This is a genomic window from uncultured Amaricoccus sp. (genome assembly GCF_937891315.1).
Classification (GTDB): Bacteria; Pseudomonadota; Alphaproteobacteria; order Rhodobacterales; family Rhodobacteraceae; genus Amaricoccus.
In genome coordinates, this window is record NZ_CALAGI010000015.1 from 23,512 (window position 1) to 47,105 (window position 23,594).

25 protein-coding genes are annotated in these 23,594 nt (G+C 68.3%); 19 read left to right on the forward strand and 6 right to left on the reverse strand.

Annotated features, from left to right (window positions below; all coding sequences use genetic code 11):
- The first annotated feature begins 175 nt into the window (after positions 1-175).
- The 4 genes from modA to Q0480_RS01085 are packed head-to-tail and all read left to right on the forward strand — an operon-like array spanning position 176 to position 3,221.
- Positions 176-973: a molybdate ABC transporter substrate-binding protein gene (gene modA / locus Q0480_RS01070; protein WP_299129810.1), complete on the forward strand. Its 798-nt coding sequence runs from the start codon at positions 176-178 to the stop codon at positions 971-973.
- A 19-nt stretch (positions 974-992) separates the two neighbouring features.
- On the forward strand, positions 993-1,694 hold the full coding sequence (modB, locus tag Q0480_RS01075) for a molybdate ABC transporter permease subunit (protein WP_299129811.1): 702 nt from the start codon (positions 993-995) through the stop codon (positions 1,692-1,694).
- Complete coding sequence (gene modC, locus Q0480_RS01080; protein ID WP_299129813.1) at positions 1,691-2,845, forward strand: molybdenum ABC transporter ATP-binding protein; 1,155 nt, start codon at positions 1,691-1,693, stop codon at positions 2,843-2,845. Before modB ends, modC begins: the two co-directional genes overlap by 4 nt.
- Before the next feature lie 34 nt (positions 2,846-2,879).
- A complete protein-coding gene (locus tag Q0480_RS01085) occupies positions 2,880-3,221 on the forward strand; it encodes a LysR family transcriptional regulator (RefSeq protein WP_299129815.1) in 342 nt (113 codons plus the stop codon).
- A 12-nt stretch (positions 3,222-3,233) separates the two neighbouring features.
- Here Q0480_RS01085 and Q0480_RS01090 read toward each other — a convergent pair whose 3' ends face one another.
- Positions 3,234-5,051 carry a sigma 54-interacting transcriptional regulator gene (locus tag Q0480_RS01090; protein ID WP_299129817.1) on the reverse strand — a complete coding sequence of 606 codons (1,818 nt, stop codon included), beginning with the start codon at positions 5,049-5,051 and terminating at the stop codon, positions 3,234-3,236.
- Positions 5,052-5,227: 176 nt separating this feature from the next.
- Here Q0480_RS01090 and Q0480_RS01095 point away from each other — a divergent pair, with 176 nt between their 5' ends.
- Entirely contained in the window at positions 5,228-6,280 is a 1,053-nt protein-coding gene (locus Q0480_RS01095) for an NAD(P)-dependent alcohol dehydrogenase (RefSeq protein WP_299129819.1), read from the forward strand.
- Positions 6,281-6,340: 60 nt separating this feature from the next.
- The gene (locus Q0480_RS01100; RefSeq protein ID WP_299129821.1) at positions 6,341-6,607 is read left to right on the forward strand and encodes a ribbon-helix-helix domain-containing protein; all 267 of its coding nucleotides are present in this window, start codon (positions 6,341-6,343) and stop codon (positions 6,605-6,607) included.
- A gap of 20 nt (positions 6,608-6,627) precedes the next feature.
- Here Q0480_RS01100 and Q0480_RS01105 read toward each other — a convergent pair whose 3' ends face one another.
- Both Q0480_RS01105 and Q0480_RS01110 read right to left on the reverse strand, forming a co-directional pair.
- Positions 6,628-6,822, reverse strand: coding sequence for a hypothetical protein (locus tag Q0480_RS01105; protein WP_299129822.1), 195 nt, complete (start codon positions 6,820-6,822; stop codon positions 6,628-6,630).
- 12 nt (positions 6,823-6,834) lie between these two features.
- The gene (locus tag Q0480_RS01110; protein ID WP_299129824.1) at positions 6,835-7,914 is read right to left on the reverse strand and encodes a hypothetical protein; all 1,080 of its coding nucleotides are present in this window, start codon (positions 7,912-7,914) and stop codon (positions 6,835-6,837) included.
- A 70-nt stretch (positions 7,915-7,984) separates the two neighbouring features.
- On the opposite strand from Q0480_RS01110, the gene Q0480_RS01115 reads away from it, so the two are divergent.
- The 8 genes from Q0480_RS01115 to Q0480_RS01150 all read left to right on the forward strand — a co-directional run bounded on the left by Q0480_RS01115 (position 7,985) and on the right by Q0480_RS01150 (position 16,658).
- Positions 7,985-8,248 carry a hypothetical protein gene (locus Q0480_RS01115; protein WP_299129825.1) on the forward strand — a complete coding sequence of 88 codons (264 nt, stop codon included), beginning with the start codon at positions 7,985-7,987 and terminating at the stop codon, positions 8,246-8,248.
- A 461-nt stretch (positions 8,249-8,709) separates the two neighbouring features.
- Complete coding sequence (locus Q0480_RS01120) at positions 8,710-10,377, forward strand: aromatic/alkene/methane monooxygenase hydroxylase/oxygenase subunit alpha (protein WP_299129826.1); 1,668 nt, start codon at positions 8,710-8,712, stop codon at positions 10,375-10,377.
- A gap of 123 nt (positions 10,378-10,500) precedes the next feature.
- Positions 10,501-11,571, forward strand: a complete 1,071-nt coding sequence (locus Q0480_RS01125) for an NADH:ubiquinone reductase (Na(+)-transporting) subunit F (protein ID WP_299129828.1) — start codon at positions 10,501-10,503, stop codon at positions 11,569-11,571.
- A gap of 40 nt (positions 11,572-11,611) precedes the next feature.
- Positions 11,612-12,667 carry an aromatic/alkene monooxygenase hydroxylase subunit beta gene (locus Q0480_RS01130; protein ID WP_299129829.1) on the forward strand — a complete coding sequence of 352 codons (1,056 nt, stop codon included), beginning with the start codon at positions 11,612-11,614 and terminating at the stop codon, positions 12,665-12,667.
- Between the two features lie 12 nt (positions 12,668-12,679).
- The gene (locus Q0480_RS01135) at positions 12,680-13,057 is read left to right on the forward strand and encodes an MmoB/DmpM family protein (protein ID WP_299129830.1); all 378 of its coding nucleotides are present in this window, start codon (positions 12,680-12,682) and stop codon (positions 13,055-13,057) included.
- A 97-nt stretch (positions 13,058-13,154) separates the two neighbouring features.
- Positions 13,155-14,177, forward strand: coding sequence for an amidohydrolase family protein (locus Q0480_RS01140; protein ID WP_299129832.1), 1,023 nt, complete (start codon positions 13,155-13,157; stop codon positions 14,175-14,177).
- 5 nt (positions 14,178-14,182) lie between these two features.
- Positions 14,183-14,959 (forward strand): iron-sulfur cluster assembly protein, encoded by a 777-nt coding sequence (locus Q0480_RS01145; RefSeq protein ID WP_299129833.1) that lies wholly within the window; start codon positions 14,183-14,185, stop codon positions 14,957-14,959.
- A 67-nt stretch (positions 14,960-15,026) separates the two neighbouring features.
- Complete coding sequence (locus Q0480_RS01150; protein WP_299129834.1) at positions 15,027-16,658, forward strand: molecular chaperone GroEL; 1,632 nt, start codon at positions 15,027-15,029, stop codon at positions 16,656-16,658.
- Between the two features lie 47 nt (positions 16,659-16,705).
- Here Q0480_RS01150 and Q0480_RS01155 read toward each other — a convergent pair whose 3' ends face one another.
- Both Q0480_RS01155 and Q0480_RS01160 read right to left on the reverse strand, forming a co-directional pair.
- The gene (locus Q0480_RS01155; RefSeq protein WP_299129836.1) at positions 16,706-18,676 is read right to left on the reverse strand and encodes a sigma-54-dependent Fis family transcriptional regulator; all 1,971 of its coding nucleotides are present in this window, start codon (positions 18,674-18,676) and stop codon (positions 16,706-16,708) included.
- A gap of 126 nt (positions 18,677-18,802) precedes the next feature.
- Complete coding sequence (locus tag Q0480_RS01160) at positions 18,803-19,273, reverse strand: hypothetical protein (protein ID WP_299129837.1); 471 nt, start codon at positions 19,271-19,273, stop codon at positions 18,803-18,805.
- Positions 19,274-19,519: 246 nt separating this feature from the next.
- On the opposite strand from Q0480_RS01160, the gene Q0480_RS01165 reads away from it, so the two are divergent.
- The gene (locus Q0480_RS01165; protein WP_299129839.1) at positions 19,520-20,731 is read left to right on the forward strand and encodes an MFS transporter; all 1,212 of its coding nucleotides are present in this window, start codon (positions 19,520-19,522) and stop codon (positions 20,729-20,731) included.
- A gap of 125 nt (positions 20,732-20,856) precedes the next feature.
- Here the strand turns inward: Q0480_RS01165 and Q0480_RS01170 are convergent, their stop codons facing one another.
- A complete protein-coding gene (locus tag Q0480_RS01170) occupies positions 20,857-21,642 on the reverse strand; it encodes an enoyl-CoA hydratase (protein WP_299129840.1) in 786 nt (261 codons plus the stop codon).
- Positions 21,643-21,713: 71 nt separating this feature from the next.
- Here Q0480_RS01170 and Q0480_RS01175 point away from each other — a divergent pair, with 71 nt between their 5' ends.
- The 4 genes from Q0480_RS01175 to rpsI all read left to right on the forward strand — a co-directional run bounded on the left by Q0480_RS01175 (position 21,714) and on the right by rpsI (position 23,397).
- Positions 21,714-22,142, forward strand: coding sequence for a PaaI family thioesterase (locus Q0480_RS01175; RefSeq protein ID WP_299129842.1), 429 nt, complete (start codon positions 21,714-21,716; stop codon positions 22,140-22,142).
- Positions 22,139-22,309, forward strand: a complete 171-nt coding sequence (locus Q0480_RS01180) for a hypothetical protein (RefSeq protein WP_299129843.1) — start codon at positions 22,139-22,141, stop codon at positions 22,307-22,309. Before Q0480_RS01175 ends, Q0480_RS01180 begins: the two co-directional genes overlap by 4 nt.
- 136 nt (positions 22,310-22,445) lie before the next feature.
- A complete protein-coding gene (gene rplM, locus Q0480_RS01185; protein WP_299129845.1) occupies positions 22,446-22,910 on the forward strand; it encodes a 50S ribosomal protein L13 in 465 nt (154 codons plus the stop codon).
- 1 nt (position 22,911) lies between these two features.
- Positions 22,912-23,397 carry a 30S ribosomal protein S9 gene (gene rpsI / locus Q0480_RS01190; protein ID WP_299129846.1) on the forward strand — a complete coding sequence of 162 codons (486 nt, stop codon included), beginning with the start codon at positions 22,912-22,914 and terminating at the stop codon, positions 23,395-23,397.
- The last annotated feature ends 197 nt before the right edge of the window (positions 23,398-23,594 follow it).

The following is a 23,594-nucleotide window of genomic DNA, read 5'->3' on the forward strand; positions in this document are numbered from 1 at the left end:
AGATTCGCCCGTTCCTCCAGACCTGGGCTCCGACCTGTCGTGAACGCCGATCGGGCCGGCGATGCCGACCTCATGCGAAAAGACTCTTCCTATTTCTATATTTGAATGGATACATCGGTCGCGCTCCGGACGGCGCCGTCGGGCCGGAAAACAACTACTTTTCTGGGGGATCGACATGTTCAATCGAAGCATTCGCGCGGCGCGGGCGACGCTCGCCGGTCTCGCGCTGGCGGCGATCGTCGCCGCGCCGGCGGCGATGGCGGCCGACGTCACCGTCTTCGCGGCGGCCAGCCTCAAGAACGCGCTCGACGAGATCGGCGCCGCCTGGAAGGTCGAGGCGGGCAAGGAAGCGACCATCTCCTACGCGGCGAGTTCGGCTTTGGCGAAGCAGATCGAGGAGGGGGCGCCGGCCGACGTCTTCATCTCCGCCGACGTGCCGTGGATGACCTACCTGTCGGAGCGCGACCTCGTGAAGAAGGACACGATCGTCGAACTGCTCGGCAACCGGCTGGTGCTGGTCGCGCCGGCGGAGTCGGACGCGGCCATCGAGATTGGGCCGGGGTTCGATCTCCCTGGCGTGCTCGGTGATGGACGCCTTGCCATGGGTCAGGTCGATTCGGTGCCGGCGGGCAAGTACGGCAAGCAGGCGCTGACCTCGCTCGGCGTCTGGGACCAGGTTTCGGGCCATGTGGCGCAGGCCGAGAACGTGCGCGCCGCGCTGGCGCTCGTCGCCGCCGGCGAGGCGCCGTTCGGCATCGTCTATGCCACGGACGCCAATGCCGAGAAGGCGGTGAAGGTCGTCGCCACCTTCCCCGAGGACAGCCATTCGCCTATCGTCTATCCCGCCGCGGTGACCGCCGAGGCGAAGAGCGCGGACGCCGGGCCGTTCCTGGAGTTCCTGCGGACGGAAGCGGCGGCGAAGCTCTTCGAGGCACAGGGCTTCACGGTTCTGGCGCCGGTCATGGCGCACTGAACGGAGAGAGGGGAACCGGATGGAGTGGCTGCGTCTCAGTCCGGACGAATGGACCGCGGTCCGCCTCTCCCTCAGGGTCTCGACCTGGGCGACGCTGGTCAGCCTGCCGTTCGGCATCCTCGTCGCCTGGGTGCTCGCGCGCCGGGACTTCCCGGGCAAGGCGTTGCTGAATGGCCTCGTCCACCTGCCGCTGATCCTGCCGCCGGTGGTGACCGGCTACATTCTCCTGCTGACCATGGGCCGGCGCGGACCGATAGGCGGCTTTCTCGACCAGCATTTCGGCATCGTCTTCGCCTTCCGCTGGACCGGCGCGGCGCTCGCCTGCGGGATCATGGCCTTTCCGCTCCTCGTCCGGGCCATCCGCCTGTCGATCGAGGCGGTTGACCGCCGGCTCGAGGCGGCGGCGGAGACGCTCGGGGCGAGCCCGCCGCTGGTGTTCCTGACCGTGACCCTGCCCCTGATCCTGCCTGGCATCATCGCCGGAATGATCCTGACCTTCGCCAAGGCGATGGGCGAATTCGGCGCGACGATAACCTTCGTCTCGAACATCCCGGGCGAGACCCAGACCCTGCCCTCGGCGATCTATACCTTCACCCAGATCCCCGGCGGCGGTCAGGGCGCGCTTCGGTTGACCCTCGTCTCGATCGCCATTGCCATGACCGCGCTGATCGCGTCCGAGATCTTCGCGCGCCGGATCTCCCGCGCCATGGATCTCGGGTGACCCTCGTCGTCGATGTCCGCGACCGGCTCGGCGCCTTCACCCTCGAAGCCGCCTTCGAGAGTGGCGGCCGGCTGACCGCGCTCTTCGGTCATTCCGGTTCAGGCAAGACCACGCTCGTCAACCTGATCAGCGGCCTCGGGCGGCCCGAGCAAGGCCGCGTCGCCATCGACGGCCGCGTACTCGTCGATACCGCCGCGCGCCAGTTCGTTCCGGCGCACCGGCGGCGTATCGGCTATGTCTTCCAGGATGCGCGGCTGTTCACCCACCTGACCGTGCGCCAGAACCTCGCCTATGGTCGACTGTTCGCGCCGCGCGCCGAACGCTGGGCCGACGTGCCGCGCATCGTCGAGATGCTCGGGATCGGCCCGCTGCTCGACCGCCGTCCCGCGCGCCTTTCGGGGGGCGAGAAAAGCCGCGTCGCCATCGGTCGCGCGCTGGCCGCCAGTCCGCGCCTGATGCTGATGGACGAGCCGCTCGCCTCGCTCGACGAGGCGCGCAAGGCCGAGATCCTGCCCTATATCGAACGCCTGCGCGACGAGGCGGGTATCCCCATCGTCTATGTCAGCCATGCGATCGCCGAAGTGGCGCGCCTCGCAACCGACGTCGTGGTCCTCGCCGCCGGCCGGGTCGTGGCCAGCGGACCGGCGGCCGAGGTGCTGGCCAGACTCGATCTCGCCGCGCCGGGGGAGCGGGACGAGACGGCGGCGCTGGTCGAGGCCGTGCTGGAAAGCCAGGACGAGACCTTCGCGCTCAGCGTGCTGCGTTCCGCCGCCGGCGTCTGGCGGGTGCCGCGGATCGAGGCGCCGATCGGCCGGCGCCTGCGCGCGCGGATCCGGGCGCGCGACGTGATGCTGGCGCTCGACCGGCCGGAGCGGATCAGCGCGCTCAACGTCCTGCCGGCGGTGGTGCGGTCGATCAACGAGGCGCCCGGCGCCACCGACGTGCTCGTGCAACTCGACGCCGGGGGCGACGGCCTGCTCGCCCGCGTCACACGGCGCACCGTCGTCTCGCTGTCGCTCGCACCGGGTACGCCGCTGTGGGCCGTGGTGAAGGCGGTCAGCTTCGACCGCGCCAACCCGCCGGAACGGACGCCGGCGCCGGGCGCCGCGCCGTCGGGCATTGCATCGACGGGGTGGGACGCGCGATCCTGAGCCAGAGCGGACAGCCGGAGGGGAAGGTTCTGCCATGAGTGCGATCAGCCTTCGCATCGATCTCGAAGCCGGCGTCCGCATCGGACCGGGAAAGGTCGAGTTGCTGGAGCTGATCGCCGCGCACGGTTCGATCTCGGCCGGGGCGCGGCTGATGAACATGTCCTACCGCCGCGCCTGGATGCTGATCGAGGAGATGAATCAGCTGTTCCGCAAGCCCGTCGTCCTCGCCAGAAAGGGCGGCCAGCGCGGTGGCGGTGCCGAACTCACGCCGGTCGGGCTCGCCATCGTCGCCCGCTACCGCGCCATCGAGCGCGCCGCCGAAGCGGCCGCGGCCCCGCATGTCGCCGCGCTCCGCCGGGAGATCGGGAGCGACTGACCGGCGGGCGGGTCAGGGCGCGCGCGCGAGATCCGCGAGATGCCGATAGACCGTCGTTCGCGACAGGTCGAGCTGGCGGGCGGTCGCGGCGACGTTTCCCGAAGTGGCGCGATAGACCGCGCGGATGCGCGCGCAGCGCGCGCTGGCGAGCGGGTTCGGGCGGCAGAGCTCGCAGCAGTCGGCATCGTGCGATTCCGCATCCTCCGGCTCGCCGAGGATAGCCAGCCTTTGCAGTTCCGAGCGCAACTCGCGCATGTTTCCCGGCCAGCCGCGCACCGCCAGCCTCGCGACGAGCGCGTCCGGGATCGCCAGGTCGGGCGCGACCCGCGCGGCCAGGTGGTGGACGATCGCCGCGAAGTCGCTCCTCTCGCGCAGCGGCGGCAGGGTCACGGTCAGCACGCCGAGGCGATAGCGCAGATCGGCGCGGAACTTCCGATCCGGGGCGTCGAGGGCCTGGTTGGTCGCCGCGACGAGTTGGACATTGACGCGCGCGCCGCGCGTGGCGCCGATCGGGCGGACTTCGCCATCGTCGAGAAAGCGTAGCAGCGCCGCCTGGGCGGCGGGCGGGATCTCCGCCACCTCGTCGAGAAAGAGGGTGCCGCCATCCGCCGCCCGCGCCAGCCCGGCCGCCCGTTCGCGCGCATCGGTAAAGGCGCCGCGCTCGTGGCCGAAGAGCTCGGCCGCGAACAGGGCCTCGGGCACCGCCCCGCAGTTCAGCGGGACGAAGGCGCCGCGCCGGCCGCTGATCGCGTGAACGTGGCGCGCCATCAGTTCCTTGCCGGTGCCGGTCTCGCCGAGGATCAGGATCGGCATCCGCCGCGCCGTCGCGCGGGCGATCCCCTCCATCTGTCGGGCGAGCGGCGGATGCTCGCACACGAATTCGGCAACCGGGCGGGCGGGCTCGGCCGCCGCGCGGGCCGGCCGCGGCGGTGCGCCATGCTGGCGACAGGCCATGAAGAAGCCGCCCCCGGCGCGATCGCGCACCTGCGCGACATCGGCGGCGAGCACGGATCGGATGGCGGCGAGGCCCTTCTCGAACAAGGCGTCCAGGGCCGCGCCGGGCCGCGCCGGCAGTCCCGAGAGCAACGCCGCCGCCGGCCGGTTCAGCGCCAGCACCTCGCCTTCCGGCGAAACCGCGACCAGCCCGGCGGACAGGGTGCGAAGATATTCGGCCCGGGGATGGAAGGCGAGCACGATCGCCGCCGGAAAGCGCTGGTAGATGAGCCCGTTCTCGACCTGCGCCGCCGCCATGCGGACGAGGGCGTGGGTATGCTGCTGGCGCGCCTCGTTGGCGCAGGAGGCGTCGATGAGGCCGAGTACGGCGCCGTCCGGCCCGAGGATCGGCGCGGCCATGCAACTCAGCCGCCCGTGGGAGGCGAAGAAATGCTCACGGCCATGGATGGCCACCGGCGCGCGCTCGATCGTGGCGAGGCCGAGGGCGTTGGTGCCGCGGTTTTCCTCCCGCCAACGGCTGCCGGGGATGATTTCGCGGCCCGCCGCGCTGCCGGCGAAGGTCTGGTCGCTGATGGTGTCGAGCACCACCCCGTCGGCGTCGCCGAGCGCGATCATGAATTCGGAACCGGCGATCTGGCCGTGCAGCAGATGCATCTCGGCGAGCGCCAGCCGGCGCATGGCCGCGACGGCCTCGCGGCGGCGCGCGACCTCGGCGAACGGCAGCACCTCGACCTCGGGCGGATGGCGCGGATCGAGGCCGAGAGCGCGGCAACGCTCCCAGCTCGCCGCGACCGGAGCCGGCAGCGCCCCGGCGGGAAAGCGGCGGCCGGCCTCGAGCGCGGCGCGCGCGCGGTCCAGTCCCGAGATCTGGGCCATTCTCATCTCCCTCGCTGACTGTTCCGGAACTGGACGCTATCGCGCGGCGACTGTCCCGTGACGGGACGCCGCGCGGCGGGCAGCGGCGACCAAGCCGTTGAAAACGCGCCAATGGAGATATTGGCACAAGCATTGCTAGGGACCTGCACAACAACCAGACCATGGAGGAAACGCGGATGAAGGCGCAGGTTCTGAACCGCTACGACGACCAACTGACGGCGAGCCAATGGGTCTCGCTGCAGGAGGTACCGGATCCGAAGATCAACAGATCGACGGATGTCATCGTCCGGATCGGCGGCGCCGGGGTTTGCCGCACCGATCTGCATATCATCGAAGGCGTCTGGCGGCCGCATATGGACCCGAACGGCGATCATCTCCTGCCGCTGATCATGGGCCACGAGAACGCCGGCTGGGTCGAGGAGATCGGCAAGGAGGTCGAGGGTCTGAAGGTCGGCGATCCGGTCATCGTGCATCCGAAGATCTCGGGCGGCACCTGCCTCGCCTGCCGCCGCGGCCACGACATGCACGGGCCGGGCACCTTCCCGGGGCTCGATTGCAACGGCGGCTATGCCGAGTATCTGTCGACCTCCGAGCGCAATATCGTCGCGCTGCCGAAGACGCTGGCGCCGAAGGAGGTGGCGCCCTACGCCGACGCCGGGTTGACCGCGTACCGCGCCGTGAAGAAGGCGACGCGGCACCTGCTGCCGGGGGAGAGCGTGGTGGTCATCGGCGCCGGCGGGCTCGGGCATATCGCGGTCCAGTGCCTGAAGGCGATGTGCGCGGCGGATGTCATCGTCGTCGACAAGTCCGACGACAGCCTGAGGCTCGCCGGCAAGATCGGCGCCGACAAGCTCGTCAAGGCCGACGGCAACGAGGTCGAGGCCGTCCTCGCCCTCACCGCCGGCGCCGGCGCCGAGGCGGTGATCGACTTCGTCGGCGAGAAGGGCATGACCTCGAAGGGCCTCGCCATGACCCGGGCGATGGGCAGCTACTACGTTGTCGGCTATGGCGAGAACATCACCGTGCCGACCGTCGACATGGTGATCACCGAGAAGAACATCATCGGCAATCTGGTCGGTACCTGGGCCGAGCTGGTCGAGCTGATGGCGCTGGCCGACCGCGGGCTCGTCGAGCTGACCACGGTCGAATATTCGCTGGCGGATGCGAACCGGGCGCTGCGGGATCTGAACGCCGGCAAGATCCATGGGCGCGCCGTGCTGATCCCCTGAACGAGCGACGGGGGCGGGGCGTCGCGCCGTCCCCTCGATGCCAGGGTGGGGAGGAACGTCGTGTGCGGCGTGGTTGCGAAATCCGGGCCTCGGGCGTTCCGGCGCGTCAGCCGCTCGGTCCGTATAGATGGGCACGCCACGAGCATCCAGCTCGAGACGGCCTTCTGGGATGTGCTCGACGCCATGGCGGAGCGCGAGGGCGTGACGGTGCCAAAGCTCCTCGCGGCGCTGCACGAGGAGTCGGCGGAGTTGCGGGGCGGCATGACGAACTTCGCCTCCATGCTCCGCACGATCTGCCTGCTCTACCAGGGCGCCGCGCCGGAGTGAGGGCGCGGCGCGGGTCGGCATCAGTGTGGCTTCGTCTTGCCGAGCCGGTCCTCGGCGATCCAGCGCGCGGCGAGCACCAGCGCCCCCATGGCGAATTCGCGGCCATGGATCTCGGTCATCTCCTGCGCCAGCGTGCCGAGGCGGGTGAAAAAGGCGTCCTTGCTGACCTCCTCGGCGGTCAGGGTGGCGGGGGTCTCTGTCTGCTGAGTAGTCAATCCGGTTTCTCCCTACTTGAACATTCCTGGCGGAAAGGTGGCGATCGCGGCGGCGCCGTCGGCGTCGCCGATCGCGAGATGGTGGCCGTCGGCCGAGAAGCCGAGGCAGGTGACAGCGCCGCCGCCCTGGCGGAGCAGCAGCTCGTCCCGCCCGCCGATCTGGGCGATCACCACCTGGCCATTGGCATAGCCGGCGGCGATCAGCGGGCGGGTGGGATGCGCGGCGACGGCCTCGACGGCGCAAAGACCGGGCTGGCCGGTGACGAGGGCGCGGTCGGTCGCGGGCAACGCGCCAGCGTCCCAGGCGGCGACGCGATAGGCGCCGGCCGCCAGGAAGGCGCCGGCTGGTCCGCTCCAGGCGAGGCTTCGGACCGGCGCGGGGAAGCCGCGCAGGCGGGCCGGTTCCGGCGTCCCCGGCGCGAGAAGGGCGACGCCCTCCGCGCCGAGCGCGGCCGCGAGCCAGGCGCCATCGACGCGCCAGGCAAGGCGGGACGCGCCCGGCACCGGCGCGACCTCTTGGTCATGGCCGCCGATCACCCGGATCTCCCGCGCGTCGGCGATTGCGAGGCGTGCGCCGTCGGGGCTGAGCGCGACGGCGGCGACCTCCGCGGCCGGCCAGCGCCGCGTATCGCCCGCGTCGGCGCGGATCAGGGAAGCACCGCCGGCCGCGGCGGTCACGCCGGCGGCGTGGTCGAGGGCGGTGACCGGGCCGTCGAGGGCAAGGATCGGCGTCACGCCGCCATCGAGTCCCACACGGAGGACGCGGCCTTCGCCGTCGCCGACGAGAAAGCCGGAACCCGCCGCCGCGAGGGGCGGCGTCCTTTCGGTGAGCCCCGCGATGATGACGAGAGGTGCCGGATCCTTGGCGCGGGGGCGGATCGTGGTCTGGCCGAGATCGCCGGTGACGCGGATTCGCGTCTCCGGCGGCTCGGCGTCCGGCGCGGCGGCGAGGAGGATGGCGCCATCCGCGCCGGCGAAGGCGGCGGCGCCACCATCTGCGGTGAAGCGGACGTCGGTGATCGCCGCCGGTGCCTGCCAGCGGCGCGCCAGCAGATCGAAAAGCGTGAGCGTCCGGGCGCTCTGCAGATTCATCAATGGTCCTCCCCGCCTTTATCCAGAGACAAAGCAAATCCCGGGCCAAGTGGTCAAAAGGGCAAAAGGCATGTTCGACAACGCGGGTAGGGTGATGTTCACGGCGCTGCGCGAAGCGGCGGTGGCGCGATTTGGGGCCACGCATCCATGCTGCGCGGCCCTCGGCCTGGCAGCCGAGGCGCCGAGCGGCGAGGTGCTGGCCATGGCCGAGGATGCGCTGCGTGCCTTGCCCGAGGTGGATCGGCTCGCGCTGTTCAGCGCCGCGCACGCAGCGTTGCGGAGCGATCCCCGCGCCTGGCTCGCGCTCTGGCCCGGCGGGCCGGCGCGACAGTAGCCGCTTGTCAACGTCGGGTATTGTTCAAGACATGGTCGAATTATTGTCTTCGCAACCGCAACAATTCATGCCGCGTTCGCGAAATACCTGTCAATTGCGACAAGTGTAAATTACATCCGTAACGAAACATTACGCCCGCGCCCGCGCTGGGCCGATCCGCGCGGTCTCGGCCCGGAACCACGGGATATTTTCCACCCCCATCAATTGGCATGGCTCTTGCTTTGTGGGGGGTACAAGAAGCCCATCGGGTCGGGAGGCCCGGTGCCACAAGAACGAAGGGGAGGCCGAGGGAAAGGACAGCGGCGATGCGCCGTGCCCGATCCTTCCACCGACACCTTTGCCGGATCCACCGAACGGATGGTCGCGAGAAGCCACCTCCGCTCGAACCACGACTGGCGGCGAACGCCGCGATGGCCGGGCCCGGAGGGGGTCGCGGCGTAACAGGTGGAGGCTTTCCGACGATGACGTCCCTGACGTTGAACAAGATCACCTCGCAGCGGGGCATCTCCGTGGGCGAGGCGACGAAGAAGATTTCCGATCTCGGGTGGAACCCCACCTACGTCCAGGAAGCGAACACGTTTCCCACGGACTACAAGATCGCCAAGGCGCCGCGCGACCCGATGAAGCAGGTCCTGCGGTCCTACTTCCCGATGCAGGAGGAGAAGGACAACCGCGTCTACGGCGCGCTCGACGCGGCGCTGCGGGGCGACATGTTCCGCAATGTCGAGCCGCGCTGGGTCGAGTGGATGAAGCTCTTCCTCGCGATCATCCCCTTCCCGGAGATCTCGGCCGCGCGCTCGATGGCGATGGTCGCGCGGCTGGCGCCGGGCGAGGATCTGCGCACCGGCTTCACCATGCAGATGGTCGACGAGTTCCGCCATTCCACGATTCAGATGAACCTGAAGAAGTGGTACATGGAGAACTACATCGACCCGGCCGGCTTCGACATCACCGAGGAAGCCTTCGGCAAGTGCTACGCCACCACCATCGGCCGGCAGTTCGGCGAGGGCTTCATCACCGGCGACACCATGACCGCCGCCTGCATGTACCTGACCGTCGTGGCCGAGACCGCGTTCACCAACACGCTTTTCGTCGCCATGCCGTCCGAGGCCGCCCGTAACGGCGACTACGCCCTGCCGACGGTGTTCCTCTCCGTCCAGTCCGACGAGAGCCGGCACATCGGCAACGGCCACTCGCTGCTGATGGCCGCGCTGAAGGAGCCGGAGAACCACCTCCTGCTGGAGCGCGACCTGCGCTACGCCTTCTGGCAGAACCACGCCATCGTCGACGCGGCGGTCGGCACGTTCATCGAGTACGGCACCACCAACCGCGACAAGAACAAGGACTCCTACGCGGAGATGTGGCACCGGTGGATCTTCGAGGACTACTACCGGACCTACATGCTGCCGCTCGAGAAATACGGCGTGAAGGTCCATCACGACGACGTCCACGAGGCCTGGAACCGCATCACCAAGAAGCACTATGTCCACAAGGTGGCGCAGTTCTTCGCGGTCGGCTGGCCGGTGAACTTCTGGCGGATCGAGGCGCAGCGCGACGCCGACTTCGAGTGGTTCGAGGCGAAGTACCCGGGCTGGTACAACGAGTTCGGCGAGTTCTGGAAGTGGTATGACAAGCTGTCGAAGCCGGGCCAGAAGATCGTCACCTTCAACGAGGAAGTCGGCTACGTCTATCCGCACCGCTGCTGGTCGTGCCTCGTCCCCTGCCTGATCCGCGAGGACATGGTGGTCGACGAGATCGACGGGCAACTCCACACCTTCGCCCATGAGCTCGACCGCTGGACCGCCGTCGAGGCCTTCTCGAACGAGTACAAGGGCCGACCGACGCCGGCGATGGGCAAGTTCTCCGGCAAGCGCGAGTGGGAGACGCTCTATCACGGCTGGGATCTCGCGGACGCGATCAAGGACCTCAACTTCGTCCGGCAGGACGGCAAGACCCTGGTGCCGCAGCCACACCTGCGGTTCGACGACAAGGACATGTGGACGCTCGACGACGTGCGTGGCCACACGCTGATGTCGCCGCTCACGCTGCTCCGGGAGATGACCCCGGAGGCGCGCGAGAAGCACCTGGCGGAGTATCGGGCCGGCTTCACGATCAATCCGTGCAACTGACCCCGGCCGCGACACCTGCCCGCTGACGGCGGGCGGTCCAAGGCAAAATGCGAATGCCAAGCCAACCTTCCCCGCGCAAACGCGGGGAAGGACCAGGAAAGCAGTGGAAGCGAGGCAAAGGGAATGAGCCATACGGTCCGCCTGGAACCCGTCGGTGTCGAATTCGAGGTCGAGGATGGCGAGACGGTCCTCAACGCCGCCTTCCGTCAGGGCATCGCCCTGCCGCATGGCTGCAAGGAGGGCCAGTGCTCGGCCTGCAAATGCATCCTGAACGAGGGCGAGGTCGATCTGCTCAAATACTCGACCTTCGCGCTCAACGACATGGAGCGCGAGAGTGGGCACATCCTGCTCTGCCGGTCGATCGCCTATTCGGACATGGAAGTGGAACTCCTCAACTACGACGAGGAGATCCTGGCCAAGGCGATCGCGGTGAAAACCTTCCAGGGTCATGTCACCGAGATCGAGAAGCTGACCCATGATATCCGGGGCATCTCCATCGAGATCAACGCACCGATCAAGTTCTGGGCCGGGCAATATGTCGATATCACCGTCACAACCGAAGAAGGGGAGACGATTACGCGCTCGTTTTCCATGGCAAATACGCCGGAGCAAGCCGAAACCCTGCGCTTCATCATCAAGAAATACCCCGAAGGACGCTTCTCCGGAGAGCTCGATTCCGGAGGCATCCGGGTCGGCGCCGCTGTCAGCGTCACCGGACCCTACGGCACCTGCTTCCGGCGGGAGAACCGAGAGGGACCGGTCGTGATGGTGGCGGCGGGCTCGGGCCTCTCGCCGGTCTGGTCGATCCTGCACGACCATGTCGCCAGCGGCGAGGAGCGCGAGGTCTTCTTCTTCTACGGCGCGCGGACGCGGAACGATCTTTTCCATCTCGACCGGATCGCCGCGCTGACGGAGGCGAACCCCCTGGTCCATTTCATCCCGGTGCTCTCGCATGCCGACGAGGACGCGGAATGGACGGGCGCGCGGGGCTTTGTCCACGAGCGCGTCGCCGACAAGCTCCGGGAGCTCGATCTCGACGGCGAAGGCGACGTCTATGCCTGCGGGCCGCCGCCGATGATCGACGCGCTGGAACCGGTCCTGTTCATGGCCGGCTTCGAACACGAGCGCATCCATTTCGACCGCTTCACGACTTCGACCAGCACCGCCTCGGGTCAGCTCGCGCCGGCCCGCTAGTCACAAGAATCCAGACAACGGAACCAAGGAGCGAAACGTCATGCCAGCCATCTCCAGTTCGGTCGGGTCGGGCGCGGCCGGAGCCGCCGTCTTCGCCGACAGCGACAGCCGCAAGTACCGCTACTTCCAGCCGCGCGGCCAGCGCGCCACCCACTACGAGGACGTCACCGTCGATGTGCAGCCCGATCCCGAACGCTACCTGATCCAGAACTGGATCATCGAGTTCGCCGACGGCAACGGCGCCTACGTGAAGGACAACACCCGGGCGCTGTCGTCCAACTGGCACGCCTTCCGCGCCCCCGACCAGGAGTGGGAGCGCACCCACTACCAGCGCCAGTCGAAGATCGAGACGATGGTGCAGTCGGTCATCCAGAACGCCCGCCGTTCCGGCGCCCACACCACCTTCGACAAGGCGTGGGTCAAGACGCTGCAGAACCATCTGGGCGCGTGGAAGCATGCCGAGTTCGGCCTCGGCACCTCGCTGATGCAGGCGCAGCGCTACGGCTACACCCAGATGATCAACAACGCGACGCTGACCAACAGCTCGTACAAGCTGCGCCTCGCCCAGGACATCACCCTCTACCTCGCCGAGATCGGCATGGACATTCCCGGTTGGGACGACGGCGCCGGCAAGGAGCGCTGGCTCACCGACGAGAAGTGGCAGGGCACCCGTGAGGCGATCGAGACGATCATGGGGACCACCGACTATCTGGAGCAGTATTTCGCCACCAACATCGTCTTCGAGCCGCTCGTCGGCGAACTCTTCCGCTCCGGCTTCCTGATGCGGGTCGCGGCGGCCAACAACGACTTCGTGACCCCACCGGTGATCTCGGCCGCCGAGGCCGACTACGAGCGCAACCTCGCGAACACGATCGACCTCGTCTACCTGCTCGCCAACGACGAACAGCATGGCGAGCACAACCGCGCCCTCTTCAGGGCGTGGCTGAAAATCCACCGCCCGCTCGCCGAGAAGGCGGCGCGGGGGCTCCAGCCGATCTGGTCGGAGCCGCACTCCAAGCCCGTCTCGTTCGAGGACGTGCGGGCACAGTCCGAGGAACGGATCGGCCAGATCCTCGGCGAACTCGGGCTCAATTGAGGAGACGGACAGATGTCGACTGAGACTGCGAAGCGCGACTCCGGCCACCACGACAACATCTTCAAGTCGATGAAGGACATCACCTTCGAGCAGACCATCTCGCATCAGTGCGGGGTGACCATGAGCGACTCCGTCGAGGCCCGCGCCATTGCCGAGTTCATGGGTTCGAAGGAAGGCGTGACCGTCACCTACCAGCCGGCGCTGATCCGCATCGACGGCGACGGCAAGCTGATCTTCAAGATGGACGAGATCAGTGACTTTCTCGGCCGCGAAATGACGGCTGAGATCTTCGAGGTCAACACCTCGACCCACTACGGCCGCATGGTCCGCGTCGACGACAACACCGTCATCCTGTTCGGCAACATGGACGAGGTGATGGAGTTCATCTGACCAGGATCGCGACGGGGCGGCGGGGCAGGGTTCCCGCCGCCGGCATCACCGCGTCAGGCGGACCAGACAAGCCAAACCCGGGTATGGGAGGAAAGCCATGTATATCACACCGGAAGGCAAGGAAATCTTCGTCGTCGATGGCCACATCCATTTCTGGGACGGCAGCCCGGAGAACCAGCGGAACATCCACGGCAAGCAGTTCATCGAATGCTTCTACGGCTATCACACCGCGCTCAGCCCCAAGGAGGAGCTGTGGGAACTGTCGCATTTCGAGAAGCAGACGCCCGACGATCTCTACCGGGATCTGTTCATCGACGGTCCGGATGACATGGCGATCATTCAGACCACGGTGCTGAAGGACTTCTTCACGAACGGCTTCGGCTGCATCGAACGCTCGACCGAGATGGCCCAGCGCGCGAAGGACCGGTTCATCATCAATGGCTCCTTCGATCCGCGCGATGGCGAGGCGGCGCTCGAATACATCCACTACATGAAGGAGACCTACGACATTCAGGGCGTGAAGATGTACACGGCCGAATGGAAGGGTGACAGCAAGGGCTGGAAGCTGAACGACCCGGCGGCCTATCGCTGCTTCGAGCTCTGCGACAAGCTCGGGATCCGAAATGTCCATGTCCACAAGGGGCCGACGATCATCCCGCTCAACAAGGACGCCTTCGACGTCCATGACGTGGATTATGTCGCGACCGATTTCCAGGGCCTCAACTTCATCGTCGAACACTGCGGGCTGCCGCGGCTCGACGATTTCTGCTGGATCGCGGTGCAGGAAACCAACGTCTATGGCGGGCTCGCCGTGGCACTGCCCTTCATTCATTCGCGGCCGCGATATTTCGGCGAAGTCATGGCCGAGCTTCTGTTCTGGCTCGGGCCGGACAAGCTGCTCTTCGCGTCCGACTATGCGATCTGGACGCCGAAATGGCTGGTCGAGAAGTTCTGGAACTACCAGATCCCCGAGGATATCGCCGCTGAGCGCGGGGTGCAGCTGACCGACGAGATCAAGGAAAAGATCCTCGGACTGAACGCGGCGCGGCTCTACGGCGTCGATGTCGAGGCGAAGAAGGCGAAGCTGCGCGCCGATCCGGTGCGGATCGCGGCGGAGTGATGGCGATGCGCGATGCCTTCGAGGCCGAGGTCTGGCGGGTACTGGAAAGGGTCGCCGACCCGGAGCTCGACGAGCCGATCACCGAGATGGGCTTCGTCGAGGCGGTCGGGATCGAGGGCGGCGAGGTAGCCGTCACCTTCCGGCTGCCGACCTACTGGTGCTCTCCGAACTTCGCCTTCCTGATGGCCGAGGGCATCGTGCGCGAATTGGCGTCGCTGCCCTGGGTCACGCAAGGCCGGGTTCGGCTTGAGGATCACATGTACGCCGATGAGGTGAACGCGGCCGTCAATGGCGGCCGCGGCTTCGACGAGACCTTCGCCGCGCTTTGCGACGGGGCCGATCTCGCGGAACTGCGCGAGACCTTCGAAGTGAAGGCCTTCCAGCGGCGGCAGGAGGCTGTCCTGCTGCGGTTGCGCGCGCTCGGCTATTCGGACGCGGCGATCGTGACGATGACGCTGCGCCAGCTCGAGGCGATCAATATGGGCGACGGCGAGGCGGTGGCGTGGCGGTCGCGCTATCGCGAGCTTCTGGTGCGGCGGGGCCTCGCCCGCTGGCCCGGGGATCTCGCGTTCCGCGCCGCCCGGGGCGAGACGCTGACGGCGGACGGGCTCGGCGCGCATCTCGCCGAGGCGCGGCGGGTGCGGCTCAACATGGAGTTCAACGGCGCGCTCTGCCGGGGGCTCAAATCCACGCGCTACAAGGAAGTGGCGGCCGTCGATGGCGAGCCGACGCTGGTTGATTTCATTCAGGGGCGGGTGCCGGCGCGGGCGGAGGCTCGCTAGCCCGCCGCGCCGCCGGGATCCTGACAACAAGGCAAGACGCCGCCCGGAGGTGGCGCACGGAGGAAGCATGTCCAAGATCATGATCCACAATTCCGAGGCGCGGCGGGCGCTCGCCCGCGGCGTCTCGAAGCTCGCGGCGGCGGTCGAGCCGACGCTGGGGCCGAAGGGGATGAATACGATGATCGACCGTCCCATCGGCACGCCGATGGTGACGCGCGACGGCGTGTCGATCGCCAGCGAGATCGAACTTTTCGACCGGTTCGAGAACATGGGCGCCCAGGTGGTGCGCGAGGTCTCGATGCAGACAAACGAGGTGGCGGGCGACGGGACGACGACCGCCATCGTGCTGGCGAACGCGCTGGTCCAGGGCGGGGTCGCCGCCAGCGAGCGGGGGGCGAAGACCGTCGATCTCTGCCGCGGCATCGATCTCGCGGTCGGTCGGGTGGTCGCGGCCCTGCGGGCGTCGGCGAAGCCGGCCAGGGCGAACGGCGCGCTGACGGCGGTCGCGACGATCGCGGCGACGGAGCCGAAGCTCGGCGCGCTGGTCGCCCAGGCTTTCGAGCGGGTCGGCGCCGACGGGGTGATCACCACCGACTTCAGCGTGACGACCGAGACCCTGCTCGACGTGGTCGAGGGGATGAGCTTCGACCGGGGCTATCTCTCTCACCACATGGTCACCGACCAGGAGAAGATGGAGGCGGTGCTCGACCGGCCGCTGATCCTGATGACCGATCTCAAGATCAAGGATCCGGCGTCGCTCGACGGCGTACGCGGGATCGCGGAGGCTGAAGGGCGACCGCTGCTGATCATCGCCGAGGAAGTCTCGCCCGAGGTGGTGGTGACGCTGCTCGGCAAGTCGGGCGTCGGCAAGTATCTGGTGGTGCATCCGCCGGAATACGGCCATTGGCGCAAGGCGCTGATGGAAGATCTCGCCATCCTGACCGGCGGGCGCGTGGTGGCGCGTGATCTTGGCGGGCGGATCGAGGACGTGACGCGCGAGGATCTCGGCGCCGCCGAGCGGGCGCGGACCAGCGCCTCGCATACCTCGATCGTACGCGGCGAGGGCGATCCCGCCGCGATCGTCGCCCGCCGGGCGCAGGTGCAGCGGCAGTACGAGGCGGCGCCGCCGAACATCGAGCAGGACAAGCTGCGCGAGCGGGTGGCCAAGCTGTCGGGTGGGACGGCGGTGCTCTATGCCGGCGGCGTGACGCCGGTCGAGCAGAAGCGCACGATCCAGCTCATCGAGGATTCGCTCGCCGCGGTTCGCGCCGCGATCGAGGAGGGCGTGGTCGCCGGCGGCGGCGTGGCGCTGGCCCAGATCGGACCGGTGGTCGATCAGGCGATCGCGGACTCCTCCGGCGACGTCGCCGAGGGTGCGCGGCTGGTGCGATCGGTGCTGACCCGGCCGCTCTGGCGCATCGTGACGAACTCGGGTGGCGACGCGGAAAGTGTCGTCGCACAGGTTTCGCGGGTGAATGGCGGCTTCGGCTACGACGCCGCGATCGGCGACTTCGGCAATATGTACGAGGCCGGGATCATCGACCCGGTGCGTGTGACCTGCGCGGCGCTGGAGAACGCCGCCTCGGTGGCGAAGCTGATCCTCACCACCGAGACGCTGGTCGGCGACGTGGCCGAGGGCGAGGATCCGACCGCCGGCCCCGCCCTCGGCGGCGGCGCGGAGCTGCTCGGCCGGCCCTGAGCGACACGCCTCTGGCCGCGGCTCCGCGCCGCGGCCAGAGTGGCGACCTACTGGAAGGTGCGGCGGATGCCGTGGTGGTCGAGCTTGCGATAGAGCGTGGGGCGCGAGATGCCGAGGCGCTGGGCGACGCGGGTCAGGTTGCCGTGCTCGGCGTCAAGGGCGTCGCGCAGCGCGGCGAGTTCGGCCGCCTCCAGGCTCGCGATCGAACGCGCGGCCGTCTGTTCGGCGGGCGGCCGAGCGGAGGGGGCGGCCGAGCGCGGACGATCGGGTGTCGCCCCGAGGCGCAGCAGGTCCGGCGGCAGGTCCCCGAGAGCGACGCGCCCGCCCTGGACCAGCACATGCAGCCGCTCGACCAGGTTCTTCATCTCCCGCGCATTGCCGGGCCAGTCGTAGGCGCGGAGGGCGTCGAGCACGGCCGGCGCGAAGGCGAGGCGCTCACGGCCCGCGCGCGCCGCGATCATTGCGTTGAAATGCTCGAGCAGCAGGATCGCGTCGTCGCCCCGTTCGCGCAGCGGAGGGATCCGGATCGAGACGGCGCCGATACGGTAGTAGAGGTCGCGACGGAACCGTCCGGCCTCGACCTCCGCCCGCAGGTCGCGGTTGGTCGAGGCGACGAGGCGCACATCGACGGGGCGCGGTCGGCTGTCGCCGATGCGCTGGACGACGCGATCCTCCAGCACGCGGAGCAGGAAGGGCTGGATGTCGAGCGGCAACTCGCCGATCTCGTCGAGGGTCAGCACGCCGCCATGGGCGAGTTCGAACACCCCGGCCTTGCCCTCGCGCGAGGCGCCGGTGAAGGCGCCGGCGACATGGCCGAACAGCTCGCTGCCGATCAGTTCGCGGGTGATGCCGCCGCAATTCACCGCGATGAAACGATCGGCGGGTCGGGCGCTGCCGACCAGGCGGGCGAAGAGTTCCTTGCCGACGCCGGTCTCGCCCTCGATCAGCAACGAGGCGATCTCGCCGCCGCGGGCGACGCGGCAGGCGATATCGACGACCTCGCGCAGAGCCGGGCTGTCCCCGACGATGGCGGCGGCGGCCTCCTCGACCGGGTCGCGACGCGCGCCGGCGCGCGGACGTGGCGCGGGCGACGGCAGGACGACCGCCGCGCCGCGCAACGCCCCGTCGAGCTTCAGCGGCGTCAGGTGGCAGCCGCGCATGTCGGGCGGCAGCGCGCGGGTCACATCGTCGAGAAATACCGTGGCGTCGGTCGGTAGCGGAACTGGCGCGGCGCAGGTCCTGAGCGGAAAGCGCGCGGTCACGTCACTGGGGACGTTGGTGCAATAGACCGGCCGCCTGCGACGGTCGAGGATCATCAGGCCGTCGCCCCGACGATAGTGCGGCGCCGAGGAAATGAAGGCTTCGAGCAGGCGTGAGCGCTCCTCGCTCTGCTGGTCGGCCAGCGCCTTCTCGATCTCGCGCGCGGCGGCGGCGACGAGCGCGGTGTTGTGCGGACGGAAGATGCCGGGATGCCCCGAGAGATCGACGACGCCGACCACGCGACCGTCGAGCGGATCGTGGATCGGGGCGCCGGCGCAGGTCCAGCCCTTGATCCCTGCGCAGAAATGCTCGGCGGCATGCACGAAGACCGGCTCTCCGGCATAGAGCGCGGTGCCGATGCCGTTGGTGCCAACCGCCTCCTCGGTCCATTTGCCGCCGATGCCGAGATGGATATCCATGCCGTCGAACAGCGTGCGCTTGTCGCCGATCGCGTCGATCAGCACACCATCCTGATCGGCGAGCACCAGCATCGCGCCCGTGCCTTCGAGCAGGCTGCCGATGCTGGCAAAGGAGCGGCGGGCGGCGGCGAGCAGGTCGGTGCTCGAGCGGGCCGCCTCGGCGATGGCGTCGCCCTGGGTCGCCATCGGCGCCTCGCCCCGGATCGCGTCGATGCCGCCGCTGGCGCAGCGCTGCCACGAATCGCCGATCAATGAGCGCACCTGACAGGATGGGGAACAGTCGCCGGACAGCAGTTGCTCCCAGGCGACCATTGTCTCGCGCTCGTCATAGTCGAGCATGCGGCGCGCCGAGGCGAGCGCCGCGGGTGGGGTGCGCCTGCCTGCCTTTGAGGGGACTGGGTTGGGCTTCTGGTTCATCACGCGCGCGGTTGATCCGTCCTGTGGGTTTCTGCCTCCGGGAAGCGTTCAGAGCTGCAGGCGGGCGCCGATCGCCTCGATCAGCCCGCGCTCGGCCTCGGGCCCGTCGAGCGGTTGGCCGTCGAGGTCGGCGAGCGCGGCGGCGATCTCGGGTTCGACCGGCGAGAAAAAGCCGTTGTCACGCGTCGCGAGCCGAAAGCTCTCGGCCCCGTCCCGGCGGCGGATATCGCCGAGATGACTGAGCTGTCGCCCGGTATTGGCATCGACCATGCTGACCCGGCCGTTGATGGCGACCCGCAGAAACGGCCGCGCCGGCTCGGTCGGGGTCGAGGCGCGGGCGGTGTGGATGATAAGCCCCTCGGCCCGCGGCGCCGGCTTCGGCTGGTTGCGCGCCGACCAGGCACCATTGCTCAGCTGGTTCGCAAGCCGGTCGATCGTCGGCCGGTTGGCGTCGATCAATCGGCGAACGCGCTCATCCTCGGCGCGTGGGCCGCTCTGTTTCGAGACAATGTCAATCATCGATCCTCCCCAGCCGCCCGGTCTTCGCCGTGGTCAGCTATTTTCGCATGATAGCCCAGCCCGGTCGCAAGCGCCAGACATCGACGCTACCTTCTCGAGCGCTCCGCCGGGTAGTAGCGGCTTACTGCCGGCGGACATTTTTCCGTCAAATGCTCCCGGTCCGACGCGCGGGCCCGGGCCGCGGTGCGCGTTGACAATCGACGCGGCGCTGGCGAATGGTGGCCGCCCCCGGGAGGAAACAAGAAGATGGCAACGACCGCGTTCGACCCTGCTCCGCCCGCGGCGCGGACCGCGTACGCCGTGCTGTTCGCGCTCAGCCTCTGCCATCTGCTGAACGACACGATCCAGTCGCTCCTGCCGGCGCTTTATCCGGTGCTGCAACGGAACTACGCGCTGACCTTCACGCAGATCGGCTTTCTCCATCTCGCCTTTCAGGTGACCGCCTCGCTGCTGCAGCCCGCGGTCGGGCTCTATACCGACAAGCGGCCGACCTTCCGGTTGTTGCCGATGGGCATGGCCTGCAGCATGCTCGGCCTGCTCCTGCTCGCCGGGGCGCGGAGCTACTGGCTGCTGGTGGTCGCGGCGATGTGCGTCGGGCTCGGTTCCTCGATCTTCCACCCTGACGCGTCGCGCCATGCCCGCACGGCCTCCGGCGGGCGCTTCGGCTTCGCGCAGTCGGTGTTCCAGGTGGGTGGCAATACCGGAACGGCGATTGGTCCGCTGCTCGCCGCCTTCGTCGTGCTGCCGTTCGGCCAGCCGGCGGTCGCCTGGTTCTCGGTGCTGGCGCTGATCGGCATGGGGCTGCTCTGGGCCGTCGGGACCTGGGCCAAGGCGCGGGCGCGAGCGCGGGCCGCCGCTCCGGCGCCGGCGCCGGGCATCGCACTGCCGGCGCGGCATGTCGGCTTCGTGCTGACCATCCTCGCCGTGCTCGTCTTCTCGAAATATGTCTATGTCACCAGCCTCTCGAGCTTCTATACATTCTATCTGATCGAGACCTTCGGGGTGACGGTGCGCCAGTCGCAGCTGCTGCTGTTCCTGTTCCTCGGGGCGGGCGCGCTCGGCACCTATCTCGGCGGACCTATCGGCGATCGGTTCGGGCGCAAGGCGGTGATCTGGGGGTCGATCCTGGGCGCGCTGCCCTTCACACTCATGCTGCCCCACGCCAACCTGTTCTGGACGGCCGTGCTGTCGGTGATCATCGGCGTGGTGATTTCCTCGGCCTTCTCGGCGATCCTGGTCTATGGCCAGGCGCTGGTGCCGGGCCGGGTCGGGCTGATCTCGGGCCTGTTCTTCGGCTTCGCCTTCGGGGTCGCCGGCATCGGCGCGGCGATGCTCGGCATGCTGGCCGACTGGAAGGGAATCGGGTTCGTCTTCCAGGTCTGCGCCTTCCTTCCGGCGATCGGGTTGTTGACCGTCCTGCTGCCGGACGAACGCGACCTGACGCGAAAGGCGTTATGAAGGCGCCGTCCGGAGGAAGTCTCTCCCCCATCGTCGGCGCTGGCTTCGCCGGCCTCGAACTCACCCACGATCCGAAGCAGGCACCGGTTCGAAGGGTTTCCCGGCGACCCTCGCCTCGTGCCGGCTCACCACGCCGGGGCGCGTTTCTCGATAAAGGCCGCGATGCCCTCCGCCGTGTCTCCGCGCATCATGTTCAGCGCCATCACCTCGGCGGCATGGGCATAGGCTTCCGCCATCGGCAGCTCGGCCTGTTCGTAGAAGGCGCGCTTGCCGATCGCCAGCACCGGGCCGAGCTTCGCCGCGATGGTCTCGGCCATCGCCCGGCTCTCGGCGCCGAGAGCCTCCGGCGCGGCCACGCGATTGACGAGGCCGATCCCCCGCGCTTCCTCCGCTTCGAGAAATCCGCCCGTGGTCAGGAGTTCGAAGGCGCGCTTGCGCGGGATCACCCGGGTCAGGGCGACCATCGGCGTCGCGCAGAAGAGACCGATATTGACGCCGTTGACCCCGAAACGCGTGCCCTCCGCCGCGACCGCGAGGTCGCAAGTGGCGACCAGCTGGCATCCCGCGGCGGTGGCGATGCCGTGCACTTCGGCGATCACCGGCTGCGGCAGACGGGTGATCGCCAGCATCAGCTCGGCGCAACGGGCGAAAAGCGCGCGGAAATAGCCGAGCCCACCGTCGGCGGCCCGCCGACCCGCCGTCATCTCGCGCAGATCGTGTCCGGCGCAGAAGGCGCGGCCGGCACCGCGCAGAATGACGACGCGAATCTCCGGGCTGGCCGCCAGTCGGTCGAACTCGGCGCGAAGCGCGTCGAGCATCGCCTCCGACAGCGCATTGAGCGACGCCGGCGCGTTCAGCGTAAGGGTCGCGATCGCGCCGTCGTCCGCGCGGAGCAGGAGTGGGTCGGTCATGGCAGTTCCCTTGCGGTTCAGCGCGGCGCTTGGCAGTTTGCGCGAAACCATGGCGGGGCGGAAGGGTGCGGATGGAGCTGAAACTCGGGATCCCGGAAATCCGCGCCTATATGGAAGCGGAGTTTCCCCAGATCCGTGGGCGGTTCGAGCTGCTCGACCTCGCTCCGGGCTTTCTCAAGGCGCGGATGGCGGTGACCGAGGCCGACCTGCGCCCCGGCGGCACCATATCCGGCCCCTCGATTTTCGCGCTGGTCGATTGCGCCTTCTACATGGCGACGCTCGCCGTGGTCGGGCGCGAGGCGCTGGCCGTGACGACGAGCTGCGCCATCGACTTCATGCGCAAGCCGGCGCCGGGCGATCTCGTCGCCGAGGCGCGCGTGTTGAAACTCGGCCGCGCGCTGTCGGTTGGCGACGTGCTGGTCTTCTCGCCGGGGGTTGACGGACCGGTGGCGCGCGCCGGGGTCACCTTCTCGATCCCGCCGAAGCGGGGTGCCGCGTGAAGTTCCTGATCGCGCTCATCGCGGCGGTGTTTCTGGTGACGCTGGTGACCCGTTCGCCGAAGGTCCTGCGCCTTCTGCGGATCATCCTCGCGCTGCTGGCGGTCTACGCGGTGCTGAAAATGACGGGCGTCATCGAGCTCATCGCGCCGAGCAGACATGGGGTATGATGATACCATAATTATATCGCATTGATTTTAAATGATAAATCGACGCGACTGGCGATTGACGTCGCGCGCGATCTCGGTAAAACAACGGCCTGCCACAAGGGCGGCGCGGCCGCCACGAGACGGGACCGTTGGAAAAATGAAAACCTATTCCGCCAAGCCGGCCGATATCGACAAGAAGTGGGTGCTGATCGACGCCGAAGGCGTCGTGCTCGGGCGCCTCGCCTCCTATGTCGCCAAGGTCCTGCGCGGCAAGCACAAGGCCACCTTCACACCGCACATGGACATGGGCGACAATGTGATCGTGATCAACGCGGACAAGATCCAGTTGACCGGCAACAAGCGCGCCGACAAGCGCTACTACTGGCACACCGGCTATCCGGGCGGCATCAAGCATCGCACCGCCGGCCAGATCCTCGAAGGCAAGCATCCCGAGCGGGTGATCTCCAAGGCGGTCGAACGCATGCTGCCGGGCGGTCCGCTCAGCCGCCAGCAGATGACCCACCTGAAGATCTACGCGGGCGGCGAACATCCGCACGCGGCGCAGAACCCCGAAACGCTGGATCTCGCCGGCATGAACTCCAAGAACACCCGGAGCGCGTAAGATGGCCGAATTCTCCTCTCTCGAACAGCTGAAGGACGCCGTCGCCGCCGCCGCGCCCATCGCCGACGCCGCGCCCGCGCGCGAGCCGAAGCGGGACGATCTCGGTCGGTCCTATGCCACCGGCAAGCGCAAGGACGCGGTCGCCCGTGTCTGGATCAAGCCGGGCAGCGGCAAGGTCACGGTCAATGGCAAGGAAATGAACGTCTATTTCGCGCGCCCGGTGCTGCAGATGGTGATCGGCCAGGCCTTCAGCGTGGCCGGCGTGACGGGCCAGTTCGACGTGCTGGCGACGGTGAAGGGCGGCGGTCTCTCGGGCCAGGCCGGCGCGGTGAAGCATGGCATCAGCCAGGCGCTGCAGCTCTACGAGCCGTCGCTCCGCCCCGCGCTCAAGGCCGCCGGCTTCCTGACCCGTGACAGCCGCGTCGTCGAGCGCAAGAAGTACGGCAAGCGCAAGGCGCGCCGCAGCTTCCAGTTCTCCAAGCGCTGATCGCGTTTCAAGCGGCATATCCGGGGGCGTCGGTGCGATCCGGCGCCCCTGTTTTTTTGCCCTGACAGAGATGCGATCCCGCGCGGGGCCCGCTCCGGCCAACTCCGCCGAGGGTCCAATTCCATCGTAAGCGAAGCTCTGACCCCACCTTCCTCTGCGCAGTGTGACCGGCGATTGTTGGAGCTTTGGAGGGCTCC

Excerpts from the sequence above, each read along its gene's own strand:
- modA (WP_299129810.1), top strand. The coding sequence starts at position 176 with ATGTTCAATCGAAGCATTCGCGCGGCGCGGGCGACGCTCGCCGGTCTC.
- modB (WP_299129811.1), top strand. The coding sequence starts at position 993 with ATGGAGTGGCTGCGTCTCAGTCCGGACGAATGGACCGCGGTCCGCCTC.
- Q0480_RS01085 (WP_299129815.1), top strand. The coding sequence starts at position 2,880 with ATGAGTGCGATCAGCCTTCGCATCGATCTCGAAGCCGGCGTCCGCATC.
- Q0480_RS01090 (WP_299129817.1), bottom strand. The coding sequence starts at position 5,051 with ATGGCCCAGATCTCGGGACTGGACCGCGCGCGCGCCGCGCTCGAGGCC.
- Q0480_RS01095 (WP_299129819.1), top strand. The coding sequence starts at position 5,228 with ATGAAGGCGCAGGTTCTGAACCGCTACGACGACCAACTGACGGCGAGC.
- Q0480_RS01110 (WP_299129824.1), bottom strand. The coding sequence starts at position 7,914 with ATGAATCTGCAGAGCGCCCGGACGCTCACGCTTTTCGATCTGCTGGCG.
- Q0480_RS01115 (WP_299129825.1), top strand. The coding sequence starts at position 7,985 with ATGTTCGACAACGCGGGTAGGGTGATGTTCACGGCGCTGCGCGAAGCG.
- Q0480_RS01120 (WP_299129826.1), top strand. The coding sequence starts at position 8,710 with ATGACGTCCCTGACGTTGAACAAGATCACCTCGCAGCGGGGCATCTCC.
- Q0480_RS01125 (WP_299129828.1), top strand. The coding sequence starts at position 10,501 with ATGAGCCATACGGTCCGCCTGGAACCCGTCGGTGTCGAATTCGAGGTC.
- Q0480_RS01130 (WP_299129829.1), top strand. The coding sequence starts at position 11,612 with ATGCCAGCCATCTCCAGTTCGGTCGGGTCGGGCGCGGCCGGAGCCGCC.
- Q0480_RS01135 (WP_299129830.1), top strand. The coding sequence starts at position 12,680 with ATGTCGACTGAGACTGCGAAGCGCGACTCCGGCCACCACGACAACATC.
- Q0480_RS01140 (WP_299129832.1), top strand. The coding sequence starts at position 13,155 with ATGTATATCACACCGGAAGGCAAGGAAATCTTCGTCGTCGATGGCCAC.
- Q0480_RS01145 (WP_299129833.1), top strand. The coding sequence starts at position 14,183 with ATGCGCGATGCCTTCGAGGCCGAGGTCTGGCGGGTACTGGAAAGGGTC.
- Q0480_RS01150 (WP_299129834.1), top strand. The coding sequence starts at position 15,027 with ATGTCCAAGATCATGATCCACAATTCCGAGGCGCGGCGGGCGCTCGCC.
- Q0480_RS01155 (WP_299129836.1), bottom strand. The coding sequence starts at position 18,676 with ATGCTCGACTATGACGAGCGCGAGACAATGGTCGCCTGGGAGCAACTG.
- Q0480_RS01160 (WP_299129837.1), bottom strand. The coding sequence starts at position 19,273 with ATGATTGACATTGTCTCGAAACAGAGCGGCCCACGCGCCGAGGATGAG.
- Q0480_RS01165 (WP_299129839.1), top strand. The coding sequence starts at position 19,520 with ATGGCAACGACCGCGTTCGACCCTGCTCCGCCCGCGGCGCGGACCGCG.
- Q0480_RS01170 (WP_299129840.1), bottom strand. The coding sequence starts at position 21,642 with ATGACCGACCCACTCCTGCTCCGCGCGGACGACGGCGCGATCGCGACC.
- Q0480_RS01175 (WP_299129842.1), top strand. The coding sequence starts at position 21,714 with ATGGAGCTGAAACTCGGGATCCCGGAAATCCGCGCCTATATGGAAGCG.
- rplM (WP_299129845.1), top strand. The coding sequence starts at position 22,446 with ATGAAAACCTATTCCGCCAAGCCGGCCGATATCGACAAGAAGTGGGTG.
- rpsI (WP_299129846.1), top strand. The coding sequence starts at position 22,912 with ATGGCCGAATTCTCCTCTCTCGAACAGCTGAAGGACGCCGTCGCCGCC.